This is a genomic window from Haloarcula sp. R1-2, from assembly GCF_011627385.1.
In the GTDB taxonomy this organism is placed as follows: Archaea; Halobacteriota; Halobacteria; order Halobacteriales; family Haloarculaceae; genus Haloarcula; species Haloarcula marismortui.
The window spans coordinates 1-17,335 of record NZ_JAANTG010000005.1; the positions used below are offsets into that span (position 1 = coordinate 1).

General features: G+C 53.4%; 22 protein-coding genes and 2 pseudogenes. 6 read left to right on the forward strand and 18 right to left on the reverse strand.

Going from position 1 to position 17,335, the window contains the following annotated elements; genetic code table 11:
- Positions 1–435 precede the first annotated feature (435 nt).
- Positions 436–828 carry a DUF5684 domain-containing protein gene (locus G9C82_RS17850; protein WP_241244131.1) on the reverse strand — a complete coding sequence of 131 codons (393 nt, stop codon included), beginning with the start codon at positions 826–828 and terminating at the stop codon, positions 436–438.
- 351 nt (positions 829–1,179) lie between these two features.
- On the opposite strand from G9C82_RS17850, the gene G9C82_RS17855 reads away from it, so the two are divergent.
- Both G9C82_RS17855 and G9C82_RS17860 read left to right on the forward strand, forming a co-directional pair.
- Positions 1,180–1,770, forward strand: a complete 591-nt coding sequence (locus tag G9C82_RS17855) for a hypothetical protein (RefSeq protein WP_127014864.1) — start codon at positions 1,180–1,182, stop codon at positions 1,768–1,770.
- A gap of 52 nt (positions 1,771–1,822) precedes the next feature.
- Complete coding sequence (locus tag G9C82_RS17860; RefSeq protein WP_127014865.1) at positions 1,823–2,659, forward strand: DUF4870 domain-containing protein; 837 nt, start codon at positions 1,823–1,825, stop codon at positions 2,657–2,659.
- A 263-nt stretch (positions 2,660–2,922) separates the two neighbouring features.
- Here G9C82_RS17860 and G9C82_RS17865 read toward each other — a convergent pair whose 3' ends face one another.
- From G9C82_RS17865 to G9C82_RS17890, 6 genes are all read right to left on the reverse strand, one after another.
- A complete protein-coding gene (locus G9C82_RS17865) occupies positions 2,923–3,075 on the reverse strand; it encodes a phage terminase large subunit family protein (protein WP_164734781.1) in 153 nt (50 codons plus the stop codon).
- A gap of 173 nt (positions 3,076–3,248) precedes the next feature.
- Positions 3,249–3,512, reverse strand: a complete 264-nt coding sequence (locus G9C82_RS17870) for a hypothetical protein (protein WP_127014866.1) — start codon at positions 3,510–3,512, stop codon at positions 3,249–3,251.
- Positions 3,513–3,575: 63 nt separating this feature from the next.
- Entirely contained in the window at positions 3,576–4,400 is an 825-nt protein-coding gene (locus tag G9C82_RS17875; RefSeq protein ID WP_127014867.1) for an N-6 DNA methylase, read from the reverse strand.
- Between the two features lie 115 nt (positions 4,401–4,515).
- Positions 4,516–4,800, reverse strand: a complete 285-nt coding sequence (locus G9C82_RS17880) for a type II toxin-antitoxin system RelE/ParE family toxin (RefSeq protein WP_050007922.1) — start codon at positions 4,798–4,800, stop codon at positions 4,516–4,518.
- Positions 4,793–5,074: a ribbon-helix-helix domain-containing protein gene (locus G9C82_RS17885; RefSeq protein ID WP_127014868.1), complete on the reverse strand. Its 282-nt coding sequence runs from the start codon at positions 5,072–5,074 to the stop codon at positions 4,793–4,795. Before G9C82_RS17885 ends, G9C82_RS17880 begins: the two co-directional genes overlap by 8 nt.
- Before the next feature lie 131 nt (positions 5,075–5,205).
- Positions 5,206–5,646, reverse strand: a complete 441-nt coding sequence (locus tag G9C82_RS17890; RefSeq protein WP_127014869.1) for a hypothetical protein — start codon at positions 5,644–5,646, stop codon at positions 5,206–5,208.
- A 106-nt stretch (positions 5,647–5,752) separates the two neighbouring features.
- Between G9C82_RS17890 and G9C82_RS17895 the strand changes: the two genes are divergently transcribed.
- On the forward strand, positions 5,753–6,142 hold the full coding sequence (locus G9C82_RS17895) for a hypothetical protein (protein ID WP_127014870.1): 390 nt from the start codon (positions 5,753–5,755) through the stop codon (positions 6,140–6,142).
- Here the strand turns inward: G9C82_RS17895 and G9C82_RS20740 are convergent.
- The 9 genes and pseudogenes from G9C82_RS20740 to G9C82_RS17940 all read right to left on the reverse strand — a co-directional run bounded on the left by G9C82_RS20740 (position 6,121) and on the right by G9C82_RS17940 (position 11,186).
- The gene (locus G9C82_RS20740) at positions 6,121–6,408 is read right to left on the reverse strand and encodes a type II toxin-antitoxin system RelE/ParE family toxin (protein WP_127014997.1); all 288 of its coding nucleotides are present in this window, start codon (positions 6,406–6,408) and stop codon (positions 6,121–6,123) included. The two genes, G9C82_RS17895 and G9C82_RS20740, sit on opposite strands and share 22 nt — an antisense overlap.
- Complete coding sequence (locus G9C82_RS17905) at positions 6,398–6,694, reverse strand: ribbon-helix-helix domain-containing protein (RefSeq protein ID WP_127014871.1); 297 nt, start codon at positions 6,692–6,694, stop codon at positions 6,398–6,400. The genes G9C82_RS20740 and G9C82_RS17905 overlap by 11 nt, the downstream gene beginning before the upstream one ends.
- Before the next feature lie 85 nt (positions 6,695–6,779).
- Positions 6,780–7,166 carry a hypothetical protein gene (locus G9C82_RS17910; RefSeq protein ID WP_127014872.1) on the reverse strand — a complete coding sequence of 129 codons (387 nt, stop codon included), beginning with the start codon at positions 7,164–7,166 and terminating at the stop codon, positions 6,780–6,782.
- 75 nt (positions 7,167–7,241) lie between these two features.
- Positions 7,242–7,868, reverse strand: a pseudogene (locus tag G9C82_RS21050) (transcription initiation factor IIB family protein); the annotation flags it as partial.
- A gap of 126 nt (positions 7,869–7,994) precedes the next feature.
- Positions 7,995–8,213, reverse strand: coding sequence for a hypothetical protein (locus tag G9C82_RS17920; protein ID WP_127014873.1), 219 nt, complete (start codon positions 8,211–8,213; stop codon positions 7,995–7,997).
- A 101-nt stretch (positions 8,214–8,314) separates the two neighbouring features.
- Complete coding sequence (locus G9C82_RS17925; RefSeq protein ID WP_127014874.1) at positions 8,315–8,671, reverse strand: nuclear transport factor 2 family protein; 357 nt, start codon at positions 8,669–8,671, stop codon at positions 8,315–8,317.
- 121 nt (positions 8,672–8,792) lie between these two features.
- Positions 8,793–10,067, reverse strand: a complete 1,275-nt coding sequence (locus G9C82_RS17930; protein ID WP_127014875.1) for an IS4 family transposase — start codon at positions 10,065–10,067, stop codon at positions 8,793–8,795.
- Between the two features lie 114 nt (positions 10,068–10,181).
- Positions 10,182–10,442, reverse strand: a pseudogene (locus G9C82_RS17935) (TFIIB-type zinc ribbon-containing protein); the annotation flags it as partial.
- 57 nt (positions 10,443–10,499) lie between these two features.
- A complete protein-coding gene (locus G9C82_RS17940; RefSeq protein ID WP_127014876.1) occupies positions 10,500–11,186 on the reverse strand; it encodes a hypothetical protein in 687 nt (228 codons plus the stop codon).
- Positions 11,187–11,501: 315 nt separating this feature from the next.
- On the opposite strand from G9C82_RS17940, the gene G9C82_RS17945 reads away from it, so the two are divergent.
- Positions 11,502–12,137 (forward strand): DUF4238 domain-containing protein, encoded by a 636-nt coding sequence (locus G9C82_RS17945; RefSeq protein WP_127014877.1) that lies wholly within the window; start codon positions 11,502–11,504, stop codon positions 12,135–12,137.
- 201 nt (positions 12,138–12,338) lie between these two features.
- On the opposite strand, the gene G9C82_RS17950 is transcribed toward G9C82_RS17945, so the two are convergent.
- Entirely contained in the window at positions 12,339–13,511 is a 1,173-nt protein-coding gene (locus G9C82_RS17950; RefSeq protein ID WP_127014879.1) for an ISH3 family transposase, read from the reverse strand.
- Between the two features lie 942 nt (positions 13,512–14,453).
- Here G9C82_RS17950 and G9C82_RS17955 point away from each other — a divergent pair.
- Positions 14,454–15,683, forward strand: a complete 1,230-nt coding sequence (locus G9C82_RS17955; RefSeq protein WP_007190684.1) for a Cdc6/Cdc18 family protein — start codon at positions 14,454–14,456, stop codon at positions 15,681–15,683.
- Positions 15,684–16,158: 475 nt separating this feature from the next.
- Here G9C82_RS17955 and G9C82_RS17960 read toward each other — a convergent pair whose 3' ends face one another.
- Positions 16,159–16,293, reverse strand: a complete 135-nt coding sequence (locus tag G9C82_RS17960) for a zinc ribbon domain-containing protein (RefSeq protein ID WP_161618966.1) — start codon at positions 16,291–16,293, stop codon at positions 16,159–16,161.
- A 583-nt stretch (positions 16,294–16,876) separates the two neighbouring features.
- Between G9C82_RS17960 and G9C82_RS17965 the strand changes: the two genes are divergently transcribed.
- Positions 16,877–17,332, forward strand: coding sequence for a pilin (locus tag G9C82_RS17965; RefSeq protein WP_121578417.1), 456 nt, complete (start codon positions 16,877–16,879; stop codon positions 17,330–17,332).
- Positions 17,333–17,335 lie beyond the last annotated feature (3 nt).

Consider the following 17,335-nt stretch of genomic DNA (forward strand, 5'->3'; position numbering starts at 1 on the left):
GATCAGTTCCAGACAGAGCGACAAGAGATGGCTCTCATCATCGAAGACGGCGAGGTTATTGGACTAGTGACCGTCACTGACCTGCTGGAAACGATTATCGGCGATATCGAAGATCCGCTCGACCAAGACAGCGCTGATGTACTCGAGTGAAAAATGCTTGACCGTTAAGACATACGTCAGTAGACTCGCCATCGCTAATTGTCGTCGGATCCACTCTTGTGAGACTTGCGTATCTCTCGCGGAGTCGACTATAGATTGAACAGATTGGACTAGTAGATATTCCGCCTGTACTGACCGTTTGTGGAGAGCCATAGGTAGTGTGAGGAGGGTTGTAGGCACCCTCTACACTGCTATTATGTGTCCAAACACAGCCCATCGGCCTAATTTAAGAGTGATCCTGTAATTGGTTACAAGCTTGGGGTCACCGCGTCCATATTATGCGAGCCCACCAGACTGACGATGCTGATAATCGCCAAAGCCCAGCAGTGGGAAGAAGAGGATACCAAGGAAGGTGAGCCCAAGTCCAAACCCGATACCTCTCCCAAACGCTCGAGCTACTCCAGCATGAATCTTGTACAGCGCGTAGAGATTTAGTATCGGGATAAAAACGAGGACTAACCACCACCATGCATTCTCCCCGATCCGAAGCATGATATAGAAGTTGTATATCGGAATGATTGCTTTCCACCCTGCGTGACCAGCTTTCTTGAATACCATCCACATCCCGGCAATCTGGATTGCAGCGAGCAATAGCTGGAATAAGAGGAGCACGATACCACCGGCATCACTGCTCTGGAGAGGGGTAGCTAACACCTCAATGGGGACCATATACATAGTGGTTTACTGACCTAACAAAAAAGTGGTGAATTCCGTGACGGTACTGGTCAATTGTACGTCCGTCAGTCTACAGGCGGCGCAGGCTGGGTGTCCCGAGACTAACCCCCGAGGTAGTTCATCTAGCCGGTCTCGGGTCATGCCAACTCCGAAAATATCCGGTTCATGGCTATGAACCTCGGTCGGCTTATTTTTTTTCAGGGCAGCATCCAAAACCGTCGACGTACGGTGGTTTCCCAGTTTTTGAAAAAAGACTAATCCGGTTTTACGGCCGTCAAATTGCAGTTCACGGGCACAAAATCCCCGTCCGATTTTAATTATCCCCGTCAACTATCCAGCGATACCGTGTCCGCGATTCCAACCTGGATCGACAAACGGATTGATCGGAACCTCGACAACACGCTCACGCAGGAACACGTTGTCGAGACGATGCTTGAGTCCGATCGACCGTTCTTTTCGATCCGTCAACTGCATGCGCGCATCAAGCCTGACGTCAGTCGGGCCACGGTTCGAAACCGGCTTCAAGAACTTCAGGAGATCGATGTCGTCGCAACCGAAACGTACCCTGACTCGATCAGCCTGTACTACATCAACCACCCAGAGTCGGACTGGCCAGTGTCGCCCGAGGGCAAAGATGCGCTGAATGCAAACACCCCGCTGGATCGGCTCTCCACTCGCGGATTCCTTACCCTCTCGGACACGGCTGGAATCCGCACACTCGTGCTCGCTGGGTTCCAGTTGAGCCTCGTCCTGCTCGCACTTGGTGGCGTCCTCACAGTCATTGGTGCTGATGTAAGCGGTACCCAAAGCGACATCCTACTCTGGGATACCGCATTCGACCTGGTAGTCGTGAGCATACTGTTACTCGTCACCGAGCGGACAGTCCGGTGGGTTCGTGACAGATATGGCCCACTGAACCTCCTGCCATCGACGTAAGCAAAACGAATCAGAGATCACTAATACGACTTCAAAGCCCTCCATTCAACCCATGACCTCCACACCACCTACGCCCGGACCCAAACTGCTCGAGGAACGCTCACTCGGTGGCATCCTCATCCACTTCCTTGCGATTCCAACTGGCGTCGTCGGAGCTGGAATCCTGTATCTCCTCGCCACTGACGAGTTCACAAAGCGAAACGCCCGTAACGCGCTCGACTGGCACCTTACTGTGCTACTGATAACAGCCATCACGTTTGGCTCTGTGCTCACCTATGCCGAACTTACTGGACAAGGCATCACTGATGTTTCCATCCTTCCATCGTCTGTGTCGACGGTCGCCGGCATCGTTACTTCGGCACTTCTTATGCTTTGGTTTGCTGTCACGGCTTGGACATTCGCTGTCGGACTCATCGCAATGGTGAAAGCCATATTTGGGACGGCATGGCGGTATCCATTCTCATTAGCTCTCGTCGAGCGGTTTGGATCCCATATTAATCTCTCGGATAGGTGGCCGCTTGTTATACTCGGATACATTGTCTTGTCACCATTGCTCATCTGGGCTGTTTTCTTTGCTCCAGCAAACGATGCTATAGTCATCCTTTCTGCCTTCGGGTTGCTCGGCCTAATACTGGGTTTGACCCCGTTGACAGGGATTGCAATGTATCGTCATGGCAAGGAACATTGGCTGCAAGATGCCGACCGGCAGTCACACGTTTTTGCACATATTGGCCTCCCAATTCTTGTCGCTGCTATCGGATATGCGGTTTCGTGGAGCTTCGCTCAGTCGGTATCGCCTCAAGGCGATGCAATGTATGTCTTTCTTGCTGCATTCTGGATATCGTCGATCGTGTACTTGATTCGGTGGTGGACGACATCGTCGGAGTGATTCACTATAGCAATACTGAAAATCTACTACCTTCTGCCGTCTAAGTAAGGTCCGGCCTGTCTCATTTCGAGTTGATAAATTTCCGCTTGAACTGCGTAGTAGTATTCAGATGTCCGTGTTGAATACACAGCATGAGTTGTTCAGGTAACACTCTTGAGTTCAGCGGAGCTTCGAGTAATTGAGAACCATCAATTTCGCCGGGAGTAGCCGTACAGGAAGCGCGGATTGTCTTCTGCCGAGTACGTTGAGTCTGCTGTCTATGACTACTCCGGCGCAACGACGTCTTCACACGTCGGACACTCGGCCCAGACACCCTCCGTACCATCGTCTTTTTCGTATTCAAGCAGCAGCCACGGAGTTGTGATACGCTCGCCACAGTCTGGGCACCGGCCGAGACGCTGCGTGTCATCAGGCATGGAAAGGGGATGGAAGGAGCGTGTGACAGTGTTCCTTCCACGCAAAAATTGCCTACCCTCGGATATAAGCGTTTAGCCACTGCCTCGCGCTAATTAACAGAACCGTGTGTTCCGCCTCACGGTCACACCCACCCAACCGCTGGGCAGTATAATAGAGAGTTCTACTCGTCGTCTTACTCGCCTGCCTCGTCCTCCTCGGGCTGAACATCCCGAAGCCGACCACCAATTTCCTGCTCGTACTCTTCCAAGAGCTTGTAGAACTCCGCAATCGTCTCCTCGGCAGTCTCACCCTTCGATTTGATCGTCACTCTGTCTTGATCGCGAGTGTCAGTGCCTCGATCCAACCGTGCTTCCATACTGCACCCAAAGTCCGTTCGTTCGACCTTTTCAACTGAGTCTGGAGCCGCATCCGGCTCTCTGTCTGGTTCACTTGACATGGTTTTCCTCGGGACGCTCTCACTGGACCGCCCCGCACTCGACTGGGGCTCACAAAACAGCCGTCAATCGCTGCCCTCGAACGCACCCAGACTGGCCTGCTCACTCGGAACGGACGACGTGACCGGAGGTGTTCGATCTTCCGAGCCCGTATCTGCCCCCTGCGCTGGACTGGACCGGTTCTCCGCCTCGACCGTATTCTCGAAGGCGTCGGTCACCCACTCGTGTAGCTCTTCGACCTCCTCGTCGTCTAGCTCGCGAACGCTCCCACCCAGCGAAGAGTACGACGTCTGCCACGCTCGCTGGAACTCGACAGTCAGTGAGTCGCCCTGTATGATATAGGCATCCAGGTTCAGGAAACAGCAGTTCAGCGCCGTCATTCGGGCACACAGTGGGTCCTTATCTTGCCCAACAAACAGCGCGTCTGGCTGCTTTCGACCGGCGGTCAAGAGCATCCGACCGCTCCCACAGGCCGGGTCAAGGACCGTCTGTCGGTCCTCAGTATCATTCTCGTCTCCGACGCCGGCGATCTCGGCCATCGTCTCGCAAACAGAGTGGGGCGTGAAGTGCTGGCCGAACGCATCGCTGGACATTCCATACGCCTCGTAGACAGCACCCAGAACGTCAGCATCGGTAGCCGCCATTCGTCCTTGGAGCTGGCCGAACGCCTTGGCGAAGAGGTCGACCGACCGCTGTCCGTCTGGATGGTCCATGTCGCCGCGCTCCCGATAGTCGTCGACGATCTCCAGATACGGGTCGTCTCGGTCCTGCAGTGCGAACATCATAAGGTTGACCCAGTCTCGGAAGACTGTGTGGGCGCTGTGCCCGCGCTGGCGAATGTCCTCAAGCGTTGCAACAATCTCGTCGACGTCGATCTGTGGCGAAGCCATACTCTCTCAGCCACCAGAGAGTCACAAAATCTGGCCTGCTGAAGAGCGTCACTCTGAGAGTTCTACTTGCCAAGTGATCGAGTCAAGATAGGGACCGAGTGAATATAGAGCCTGTTCAGTCGTCGTCAGCCGTATATGCGCCACCACGGCGTTTGATCCGGGCGACAACAAGCAACTGTTCTTCTTGCCGAAACGTCACGGAGAGACGGAACTGTCCGATTCGAATTTTCTTGTGTGGGCTGTTCTGAAGTGGTTCGCCGTACTCTGGCGGGTCGCGCCACGGCGAGGTGACGATCTCAGTGAGTTTATCGAGGATTCGGTCCTGTACCTCTGGTGAGAGCGAATTAAGATCATCCTGTGCCGTGGAAGAGAGTTCCCACGTCCACTCGTCATCACTCATCGCTTGTTCCGAACCTCTCACGCGCTTCTTCGGCGTCCATCGTTTTTCCTTCACGACTTTCTTCCTCAGCAGCGAGGAGTGCGATAAGTTCGTCGCGGTCGAACGTCGGGAACTCGACAGCATCTCGGAGTGTGTAACGAATAAACTCGCTCCGGCTGTTGAAACCGCGTCCTTGCCACGTCTTGTCGATTTCGTCGAGGAATGACTCTGTGGCTTTGAAATTCACTGTGACGATTTTATCCTCCTCGTCTCCTCCTGTGGTTGCTCCAGACATACGTCTGTAATACGTTAGTAGTACTATTAATCATTTTGCCGGGTTCATACTGAACACATCGATACGTCTACACGCATACTGAGCGGTCGTTTCAATTGCTTTCACGGATGAAGAGCCCGTATTCACAACAGCTACGGCGAGTCGTACAGGTCCTCAACCCCCCGTCGATAGTAGTCCTGGCTGGAGTCTGGAACGGGATCAGCCTCCTCTATGTCCTTCGCGATGACGCTGGTGAACTGCTTGGGCGGCTTCCAACTGTCATCAATTTCGCGGGCCTCCAACTGTTTCATGACCGCATGCTCACCGTCAGCGGTGACGTACAGAACACGAATCCCCGGCTTCTCGCTCAGCGGGCCTCTGAGTAGCTTCCCCGTTCGTGTATTGACCAGCCACTCAAGCAAGAGCCCAGCCCGACACTGGATTGCGTACAGTTGCACCTCATCTTCCGCGGGAGATTCTGTGCGACCGTTGTCGGCCCACGATTGGGGCAGCGACCGATTGTCAGTTGCATCTTTCCAGCGCCACTTCAACTTTTTCGGCCCCGTGTTCCCTCGTCGGTATCCACTACTCATTGTTGGATTCTCTCAGCCACTAGAGAAACACAAAATCCGCTCTATATCGCCTCTATCGCAACTTTTTTGCTGTTTGGGAATATATGTATTAGTACGAGGACTCATCATGAAAACAGCCGAGTCCCCTACCCCAGCTAGCGAGTGTTCGCCCTCAGACCAGTGGATATCCCGCCAGCTCAGCGGCACCCGCGAACTTGATTTCAAGGAGGTTCGACAGTGTCGGTCAGAAGCGTGGAACGCCGCCCTCGATGCCAGTGTCGACGTAACGAAGGGTGGCCGTCCGGACCTGTTCCTCGTCTCCGTCGACGACGACTGTCCCGTTAATTGCTCGCTGGCCGAGCATCCCAGCGGGACCCACGCCGGCTGGTGCAGCTGCGAAGTCTTCCAGGCGACGACCGTCTGCCCACATCTCTGTGTACTCCGCCAGCACGCTGCCCTCGGTGATCTCGACCTTCCAGAACGAACAAGCGACAGTCAGTCGTCGTCAGCCGTGTAAGCACCGCTCCGGTGTTCGATTCTGTGGATTTCAAGCACTGAGGCATCATGTGCAAGCACACATGTGAGGCGGTACGTTCCAACTCGGAGTTTCCAGAACGGCCCGCCAGTCAGTGGTTCTAGGAAGTCTTTGGGCTCGCGCCATGTTGAGTCGACAACTTCGTCTAGTTTCGAAACGATTCGATCCTGAACATGCGTATCGAGATCACCAAACTGCTCAGTCGCACGCTCAGTGAACTTCCACGTCCACTCAGCGTCACTCGTTATTACCGTCTTGATCCATCATTGCACGGACTTCCTCACGCGAAACCAGTTCAGCATTACCCGCCCGAAGATCGTGCTCGCTCGCGGCGATCTGTTTCCACCCACTCCGACTAAATGCAGGGTGCTTCACTGCATCCCGAGCGACATGGCGAAGGAACTCACTCCGTGAATTGAATCCCTCCTCCTGCCACATTGCATCGATGTCTTCGAGAAACGATTTGCTCAATCGGAGGTTTATTTGTACCATCTCTGGACCACCGTTTCCAGTATCGCTGTCTGCATCAGACATATACAAATGCTATACGTTCGTGTAGTATAATTCTTCACCTATTCTGAGACGTACGGCTGCTCTGTCGAGTAGTGGTATCGTCTCATCAGCCGTCGCACATCGAGACATCAGCCAGCGGCCGAACGTCGACGCGCCCAGTCCGGTCGTGGTCAAGACACTGGCACAGTCGTTCTCGAACTGTCGCCTGCGAACACGGCTCGACGTCAACCCCTAGCCGGGGGTCGTCTCGAATCTGGACGTACTCTGCGTCGACGTCCAACGGCGTGTGCTCGACTCGACACCAGATCGTCTTCGCTCCGGCTTGGTCTAGATCAGTCACGTACCGAGCAGCCACGGCTTCGTGGCGAAGTTCGACAAGGACTCGTTCGACAAACGATGCGACTTTCGTTGGCGACCGTGGCGCTGGGACCGACGCAAAAACACTCGAAGAGTCGTGCTGTGCCGTCGATTTTGGAGTATCAGTAACTGACATATGTCTCTCTCAGGACGTGCTTGCTGGCTCGCCCTGCACCCTCGCCGGGGCACGCAAAACAACGGTCGCGAGCGGTCACGCAACGATATGCTCCTCGATTTCTTGGAACCACTGGCGGGCCATCGTAATATGCACATCCAGTGGCTCGCAGATTGTCGCTTGTGTGAGCCGGATATCTGATTCTTTCCCGGCGAGGTACAGAGCGCCGGCTGCGACACCGTCTGGTCGCCCGTTGACCGCTGTTGACTCAGTTGCCTGCTCTGCAAGTTCGAGTGCCCGCTGGCGAATCTCCGGGGCAACGTCGAATGGAAGGTCCGAACAAATCCGCGCCACCCAGTCCACCGGGAGCGATACTGGGATCGGAAGGTCAAGTTCCACCAAGAACGTCCGGTAGCAGTTCCATATATGGGAGTCTGAACACCGGACAACGTCGGCTACCGTCTCCATCGTCACGAGGCCATTGCACCGGCAGGCAGCGTATACAGCGGCCGCTGCACCGTCTTCAATCGACCGCCCGATTAGGAGGTCCTTGTCTTGGGCTTCCCTGAAGAACGTGGCTGCCTGCTCTTTCACCGCCTTACTCTCAGACAGCGCACTCGCAATGCGTCGGATTTCGCCAAGCCCGTGAGCGAGATTCCGGTCGCGCTTGCTGGTGAACTTCGACCGGCCATGGAGTTGTCGCTGGCGAGCAAGCCGTCGACGCCAGGGAAGGGCGGACGGCCCTGCGTGAGTGGCTCATGTACGGGACAGGCAGTACAGAGGAATTACCGACCGTGCTGATTCTTGGCCGTTTTGTCGAAACGAATACCTGCTTCTATCGTTTCCCAGTTACGGAATGAGAGAAATGAGCGACTTTTTCAGCAGTCTCCGTCCACCTTCCGTGAGTTCCCCGCTCGCCTTTCCGTCGATGGCCGTTCCCGGTGGGACCGTATATATTGCCCATGGCATGAGGTGGGTGGTGTCGTTGAACGAGATACCGCTGAGATGCTCGTCTTTGAGCTCGGGTGTGGTTTGCTGGTATCCTCCGGCGCTGGTTCCGACACACATCACAGTACAAGTACAACCCCTTGCTGGGGTTCCTATCCTGTCTCGACGCACGCGGGAACACGGCCCTCAGTCGTCACGTTGAGCTTCAGCGTCGCGACCAATCAAACCGTATCTCGGTCCGTGTAGGTGTAGCGACGCTTAATCAGACCAGCCTCGTTGAATACGAAGAAGTCGGCAAATCCAAATGAGACAGCGGTATCAGCTTGCACGCCGCTAAATGTCCCTCTCACCGCAACAGTCTCGTCTTCGCTGGTGAGCGAGTGGATTTCATGGGACCCAGCAGACAGCGGCCGTTGGTTGAGATAAAAGTCCTTGAGAGCGTCTCTGTTACGAATGTTGTCCTGCCCAGGGCGTTCATACACTATACTCTCATCAAAGAGAGCAAACACTGTATCATACTCTTCAGCATCGATCGCCGTGTAGTACGCTCGAACAGCATCTTCGTTCGTCTGTGACACAGTGGTTCATATTCCGCAGAATAAAAGTAGTTCATCATTTTTCTAAACTCGGTACTGTTTAGTTCCGGATAATTTCGGCTGGTGTTCTCCTGTTGAGTTGTAGTTGGGCATTCGTCTTTAGCTAAGACTCACACCTCGGTTGTGTAGCGGTAGCGAGCGTTTCTTGTAAGATCGGTCGTTGTTGGTGGATCTTCTGAGCATCCTCGATCAGCCGCTCCAGCAACGGTGTTGGCGAGTAGCCAAGGTACTCGCCGAGTTCGTGGGGGATGAGCTGGGCGTGCGACCGGAAGGTCGCCGCCCAGCGTTCCGGCGGAAACACGATCTCATCGTCGGCCTGCTCGGTGACCAGATCCAACAACTCACGACTCACCAGCAGTGACAGCAACGCCGCGTACAGTAGAATTTTCACGACATCAGGGCTGTTCGTGTCGAATTCGTCCAGTTCGTACTGCGTCTTCAACTCACGGAACAACGTTTCTACCTCCCATCGACACCGATACAGCGTCGCTAGATCTGTCGGTAGAAACTCCTCTCTCGGATGATTCGTGTTGTACAGGGGGTTGTCGTCGGCGTCCTCGTTGCGGACGCCGACGACGCGAAACCGCTTCGTGTCCAACGACCGAGTTCCCTCGTACTGGCCGCGCTTGAACTCCGCTTCCATCTCTACGTCGATGTACTTCCGCGAGAGATCATTGACCACGTCGTGGATCTGTTTGCCCTCCAAGGGAATAGCGCGGCCGCGCCATTCCCGTAATTCCGCCGTTATCACCGGATTTGCGTTCTGCTTCAGCTGACTCACAAAGTAGCCGTCGTTCTCGTCGATCAACGCAAAGCGGCGGTATTTGAAGTACGCTCGATCAAACAGAACCAGTCGGCCTTGCAGCCACGATCCAGTCTTGAACAGCGCGCTGTCGTGCGTTTTCTCATCAGTCACATCGATCCGTTCTATGGTCTGGTCGGTAGCGTTGTGGAGCAGGTGGAGCTTCGCTCCAGCCTGCTCCTCGTGGCGGGCTTGAAACTCATCAGAGAGAAACTCGTGCAACCGCAACACCGTTCCATCAGCGATCATCACGTCCCTGAATCGGTCGATATCAGCGTCAACAGTATCAGGGACAGCGACCTCGTCGAGCGCGGCCTCGACGAGGTCGCGGAGATACTCTGCGAGCAACGGTGTCAACCGATGATAGAAGCCGCCAGAAGAGATCGGTTCGTCAGCTGTAGCGTTGTAGCAGCGTCTAAACCCAGCGAGTGTTCGGCTCTCGCCTGCGGCGAAGCCGAACACGAGCGCCCACACGGAGACAGGAATCTGGAGCTTGCCCTCTCGCTCGAACACGCCGAGTTCCTCGGCGTGCTCTTCGAGGAACTCGGAGGGCAACAGTGTAGTGAGCCGACGCATGATTCTCGATGAGGAGGCTCTGTTGGACACAGCTATCGACTCCACATTCCTCTCGAAAAGAAGCCTCGATAAGCCGCTGCTGTCACGCGGTTTTTCTCTTAGCTAAAGACGGATGATATCTGCACTCTCAACCGAGCCGATGTTCGTCGACAGGCCTCGGTCGTGGCGAGTGGCCGTCCGAGGTGCGCCCGTCCGTTTCTGTTCCTCCTTGTCGTACGTCCGCCATTCCGGCCTGCGGTCGATCTGGTCTTGGTCGGTTACCAGGCCACAGTCCTCGCAGTTCGTTTCCCGCCCACTGCTGTCGAGTTCGCCGCCACACTCGGGACAACCCGACGTAGCTGTAGACAACTCTGTCTGGACAGTTTGTGAAGACATATTTCGAGACATCCTCTCACCTGACCAGAGGGGCAGAAAACACACTGCGGCGCCCGGTTAGGCGTCTGGCAGTTTTCCATCCGGGCGCGGGACTCGCTGGGCGTCGATCTCGATCTCGACCCGGCGACGGTGCTTGCACCGCTCGGCCTCATCGGGACAACTGCACGTCTCCTCAAGCACGTCGACTTCGTACCGGCTATCCGACGCTGAGTGAACCTCGTAGCGACCGGGCTTTGCGAGGAAGGAAACGTCGATATCTTCCTGCTTCGCTCGCTTCGTTCGTGGTTCGTCCTCGGATGTGACGGCCAAGGGGTCCTCGTTGGGGTCTGTGACACCGCCGTCGTCGAACCGAACTTGCATGACTCCACCGTCAGCGACTGCTTTGCGGGGTTCGCCGTCGACGTGCAATCCGAACTGGTCATCGAGAGCGTCGTCATCCACCCACTGCGGGATAGGTCGCTCGCCGGTGGCGAAGGCGACTCGCTTCTGGTGCTTGCACTCCTTGCCGGGGTTGAACTGCTTCCACTTGCATTCGCAACTCCCTGTTCGAGTGTCGACGAGGTACTCTGAGCCGGAGCCAGAGTTGACCAAGAAGAGGTCGTCGGCGTTTCGTGCCCGACCAATCGAGTCCAACACGGTCATGACTTCGGTCAGCGCCCGAACGGTCCGGTTGTTCGGGTCAGCCTCCTCCAGTTCGCTCTCGTCGATGCTGCCGGCGTCGCTACGGGATTCTGTGGTAGCCATGTGTAACAGGCGGCACGCCCTCTCTGGGACGCCCCTCACCCCGCTGGGGCGCAGAAAATTCGGGGACTAGAGCTTGTGAAGGCGTAACTCTATTCTCGAACAGGAGTGGTCAGTACAGGCGAGCGACTTAGCGTAGCTCCAAGCGTGAATCAATAGCTCAAACCGATCGGCGGTGGTAACCCATCACCGGTAAAGCGAAGATTGAAGCTATACTCAGCTAGGTAGAGTGTGCCTTGTCTATCACCGTCTATTTTCTATGGGACTTGTAGATTTACGCCCTCAATTGATTTGTGTAGTGAGGGGAAAGGGGATATTATGTCTGAGGTCAAAATGCAACACTATGTACCGAGATTTTATCTAGAGAACTTTTCAATTAATCCGGACAAGGATTCACCTCAGGTGTATTGCTACCACAAGCCCGATAGGAGGATATTCCAGACTACTACTAAGAATGTGGCTGGTGAACAATATTTTTATGACACATCTGGTAACCAGCCATTTGAGGACTTTTTAGCAGAGATTGAGGGGGAATTTGCAGATGCTTATCGAAAAATCATAGAAAATAAACATTTGAGAGATTTAACAGAAAATGACAGAACTGCAATTGCTTATTCAGTAGCCACCCAAGAGCATCGGACTCGCGCGTTTAGAGATGGATATATGGAGGGATTTGAAAAATTGGCCGATCGGCTCCGTGAATTCAATATATCTGAAGAAGAATTAGAAGAACAAATTGACGAATTTGGTAAGGGAGCCGACGATACTACTGCTCGAAAATTACATAAGGCTTTTATGTTGGACGCAGGTTGGGAATTCACCGAAGAAATATTGGACTTAAAATGGATTCTATTTGAGAACCAATCAGATTCCAAATTTTGGACATCTGACCATCCCATAACAAGATATAATCGGTGTGATCATGACTGGGAAGGAACTTTCGTTACTTCCTAAACGAGTCAAGAGAGTGCTGCCTGAGCGCCACAAAACAGTCAATTTCTGTATGATTAGACGGCCAGTCTCAGCCGCTACTGCGGTGTAGGTTGAGACAGCTCCAATCCACTGCATTGGACAGACGGTATTAACCGGATTTCGACAGCATCTGACAAAAGCTGTCGCTCACCGCCCACTGAGCAGGCCGTGGGCTGACCCGGGTCAGCCCGCGGCCATTGTCTGCGATGCTGGTATACCAACCCCATTCGCTTTGATCTTCCACTGGCGTCGTAACTCCTCTTCCAGCTCATGACGAATCCAGTCACAGAACGTCTTGAACGTGAACTCCTCGGGCAGGTCGCGCCCGCCCCGCTGCGGGCGGGCGATGACCGCCCACCGCAGTACTAGCCACAGGTTCTCCAGGAGTGCTGCGACTAACATGATGGCAAATCGCACGACGGGATCACGCGTCGTCGTGATCCCGCGTGCTTGCCGCAGCAACCGATAGGTCGTTTCAATGCCTGAACGCTTCCTGTAGAGGCGTTCAACCTGCTTCGGTGACCGATCAGTGACGCCGCAAGCCACGTAGCCACGAACAACTTCGCCGTGCTTCCCTCGATCACCGTTCTGATAGGAGACAGCGACCGCGAGCGGGAAACGCAGTTCCCGCTCGCTGTCTTTGTACATCCGATAAGTTGTCATGTACGACTTGTGAGTATCGAGTTTGTCCTTCATGCGCTCGCCCTTCTTTGGGACGTGAACGACCGTTGCGGCGATATCACGAGCGCGGCGGATGACGCGCTCGTTATAGAAGCCGCTGTCGCCAAGAAGGAGTTCGATATCGAAGGGATAGTTCTCGACGCGGGCGAGCACGCGCTCGACCGCGTCGGCCTCGTCTTCGTCGTTGCGGACGTAAGTCATCGCCAACGTCACCGGCTTTCCGTTAGAGACGACGTACGCCGTGCAGTACCGATGGCACGTGGTTGTTCCGTCTTTGGGGGCCATCGAACAGAGTTCGCCTTCGTCGGTGTAGTGTTCGCCATGATATGGGTTGTCGACGAAGTCGATGGAGACGATTCTCGACCCTGACCGGTCGAGAATCGTCATGGCGAGGCGTCCAAGCAGAAGGTTGGCGACGAACTCAAGCTGCTGACGGTTGAGGGTATGTAACCACGTCAGAACGGTGTCGTCACACGGTGTTCCGTTGGTATCGTTGCAAGTATCCCAAATTGAGTTCTGATTGGCACAGGCCATGATGACGACGAGCCAGATGTCGCCGGGGTCGAGGGGGCTCCCCTCGACACCCGGCAAGGGAAGGGCGGTAATGACCTCTTCCGCTACGTCTTTGACATCCAACGCCGAAAGGAACCCGTCTGGATCGGGGATACTGAACACATCCAGATCCAGACACTTTCGTGTGGTTAATTCGGCGATTCAATTCAGCTGATTATGCTAGTTGGGAAGTACCGACCCTTGATGGTGAGCTTCAGTTGCCGTATCCAGAACTCGTAGCGCAATAGGGAGATGTTTCTCTCATTGGTTAGGGATTCGCCATCACCACACATTCTGTAGGATTAAAAGCCCCCTACAGAGAACTGGTCGTGATTATCCCTGTAATCCGTACTAGCTTCAGAGCATACGGGGACACACACCCCGGGTGTCGAGTGTAAATCAACAGGATGGTGGGTACCCGATCAGAACACTGTAGTACACCTAATATTGTTAGCTGCTGTTTTCGAGTGGTAGAGAGCCCTAAGATCTTTTTTCAGCTTTTCTTACTACTACTAGCTACATGCTGTTTATATATTTTATTGTATCAGCAATAAATAAATCATGTAATGTGGTATAACCGGTTCTAAGTCGGATATAGAAGCACTAGCAATATCGCTTATAAGCAACTCTAATACTCCAATGCATAGCTATCTCTGGACAACACATGAGTTGCATAGCAATCCCTACTGAGTCATCGATCTGTCCGCAGACAGTATGTATACTCGTGTTAACCGTATTTCTCCCTACTCTGTCTAACGGTAAGAAGGTCTTAGACAGTCAGCATGGACAGTTTACACTCGACACCCGGGGTGTGTGTCTTCAAAAACGTATTTCACTAAACATCTAAAGACACAGCGACTGCCAGTGTTACACTCGACACCCGGAGGGGTGTACTATTTTCTTTTTCTTGGAAATACACTATACTGTTGATGCCGTATAGGCTCTACTAACGGTAGAATCAATCGTTTACACTCGACAGATGGTGTGTAATGGAGGCATAGTTTTATATACTACACCGACTGTCGTGTGTAACATGAGGTGGCTCCTCTGGGGTCATATATCCATATGAGTAACGAGAAACAGAGTTCCCTCGACTCAATTTGGGAAAGTGAGGATCCAATTTTCGCGAATAAAGAGCTTCTCGATATCGAACACATCCCGGACGAGGAGCGGATCATTGGTCGTGAAGATGAAATATCTAACTTGGCCAATAGCATTCATCCTGCAATCCGGGGTGGAAAGCCCAGAAACACGTTAATTTACGGAAAGACGGGAACTGGCAAGAGTCTCGTTGCCAAGCACGTTACTCAAAGTGCTGAAGACTTCGCTCACGATGAAGGTACGAGACTTGATCGCGCATATATCGATTGTACCCAAGCAACGACAGAGACACAGGTGGTAATCAAACTCGGTCGGACATTCAACAGACCAGATGAAACAGATATCTCTGTACCACCTTCGGGGTTGTCAACGAATGCATACTATGATCGTCTTTGGGAGATACTCGATACTCTCCATGATGTCGTTATCATCATTCTCGATGAGGTTGACAAACTCCAGGAAAACAATGTGCTAATGCAACTCTCCCGAGCTGGTGAAGCCGGGAAGATCAACTCGTGTAAGGTTGGTATCCTCGCGATCAGCAACAAAATCTCGTTTAAAGATTCTCTCGATGAGCGAGTCCTCAGTAGTTTGCAAGAGCGTGAGTTCATCTTCCCTCCCTACGACGCAAATCAGCTCCGCGAAATTATGCGTCATCGTCAAGATGCATTTCGTGAAGGTGTCCTCACCGACGATGTGATCCCTTTGGCGTCTGCATTCGCTGCACAAGAGCACGGTGACGCTCGAAAAGCACTGGATATTCTTCGAAATGCAGGCGAACTTGCAAAAGACGATAACAGTGATGTTGTGCAAGAACACCATGTCCGAAATGCACGCGAGAAAGCGGATATCGATCGATTCTCTAAGCTTCTCCAAGATCAGCCTACACAATCGAAAGCAGCAGTGTACGCCCTTTCATTGATTGCGGAGGGGAGCAATCAGGAAGAGTTCCCTACTCGTAAAATCTATGAACGGTACGAGCAGCTCACGGAATCACTAGATATTAACCCTCTCTCACAAAGGCGGATGTCTGATCGGCTGAATGAACAGGCGTTTCTAGATATCCTCGGCGTCACGGATCGGGTTGGACGTGGCCGTGGAAAAGGCATGACTAATTTTTACTACCTACTGGAGGAGCCTAAGGTCGTACAAAGTGCCATTGAATCTGATCAACGATTTTCGCCCGATCAGTAATTCACGATTTTACACTCGACAGTCGGGGTGTCTCACTCGAACTTTCGGACTGATATCTCCCAAGAATATCTAAACATGGGTCTGAATGGTATGATACGCGATTTAATGTCCATTTACACTCGACACCCGGGGTGGTCCTCAATTCGGATACGAGCGAATGAGTGTGACACCCTCTGCAACGGAACGGGGTGGTTTCCTGCGTGGGGATACCAGCTAATCACTGGAGTGGGTTTTGACTCGAACTCGCCGAGCGTCATTTGCTGTGGTAGGCTCTGCTCAGAGCGAGTCGTGGCGCTGTCACAGACGTCCTCATCCTGTATAATATCATTGCCCACCAATTTTAGCGGCAGGCTCTCACCCCACCGGTCTAAACGGTCAGAGATGCTGACCGCAGCGTAATGTCTGCGTAGTACTCCGTTACCCAACACTCGTCGTTCGTACATCGGAACTCGTCGCCGTTTCGGGAGCCGACGTGTTAGCAGTCTAGGCAGGTCTGACTTGTGTACTCCGGGTAGACGTACGCGACGGGGATACCGGCGGCTCTGGCTTCATTCTTGATGCGTCCCTGCAACCGAGCGAATGCATGGCGTGGAGGTGTTGATTCATCCACTCTGTTCAGTTTTATTCCCGCTCACTCAGCATCGCAGAGTTGACCACATGGGGGTGTGTGCGGCGACATTGACGACTTGGGAGTAATCCACGACACGGACAACATAATGGTCTGATTTCAGTCTAGCTCACCTCATACCCTGCTTTTGCCATTCTATGAAGCTAGCCTAATGATGTTCTATTGGTCAGCTTCTATGCCCTTCTTGTATCCAATTATATTAAATATAACACCAGTTAGGACTGTCAATATACCTCCCCAACTGCCGTAATTTCTGATATACGGTTTGGAAACTTTGCGGCTGATAGCCTAGTTAACGAAGTTACTAGTTGATGTACTAATAAATATCCATATTAGCATTAGCATTCATGCGGCCCGAAAATTAAGGCATTGCCGAGTAAGACTACCTATCACAATCTAGAACCCTTCATCTTGTTCACAAGTTTTTTGATAGTCCCACTGTCAATACGTGCTGGCGAATTCAGAATAGGATTCACCAACTGTGTAAGAAAGGTAACACAACAACGGTAGCGGATTACCGGTGGGGCATCGGTGGGCAAGCAAGACCGCAAAACCAGAGACATCCATGTCAACGCAAACCAACGCATCGAACGCATCGACCACACAACCAACACTCTACACGCACGCAAAGCGGCGATTCGCTGACGCCTGGCTCACGCCCGGCGTGCGACAGGCGACCCAACTGCTGTTGATCCTCACGCTATTTGCTGGCTCGGCGATGGGCCAGACCGACGTCGGGAACATCTACTGTAACACTGCTGTCGAGGACGGCGTCAACGTCGTCTTTGGCGCACTGGCTGGTCTTGGCCTGCCAGCGACGATGGTGTTCGTCGGTCGCAGTGGCCTGTCGTATATGCGGGCCTCTGGCAACCCGAACCAGCAAAACGAGGCTCGCCGGGACCTTATCCTCTCGCTGGTCGGCCTCGGTGTCGTCGTGCTGGCAATCGTGGCTCCAGAACTCATCACGAAGTTCGGGGACAACGTCGGCTTTGGCTTCTCGGACTGCGTGACGCCATTCTGAAGA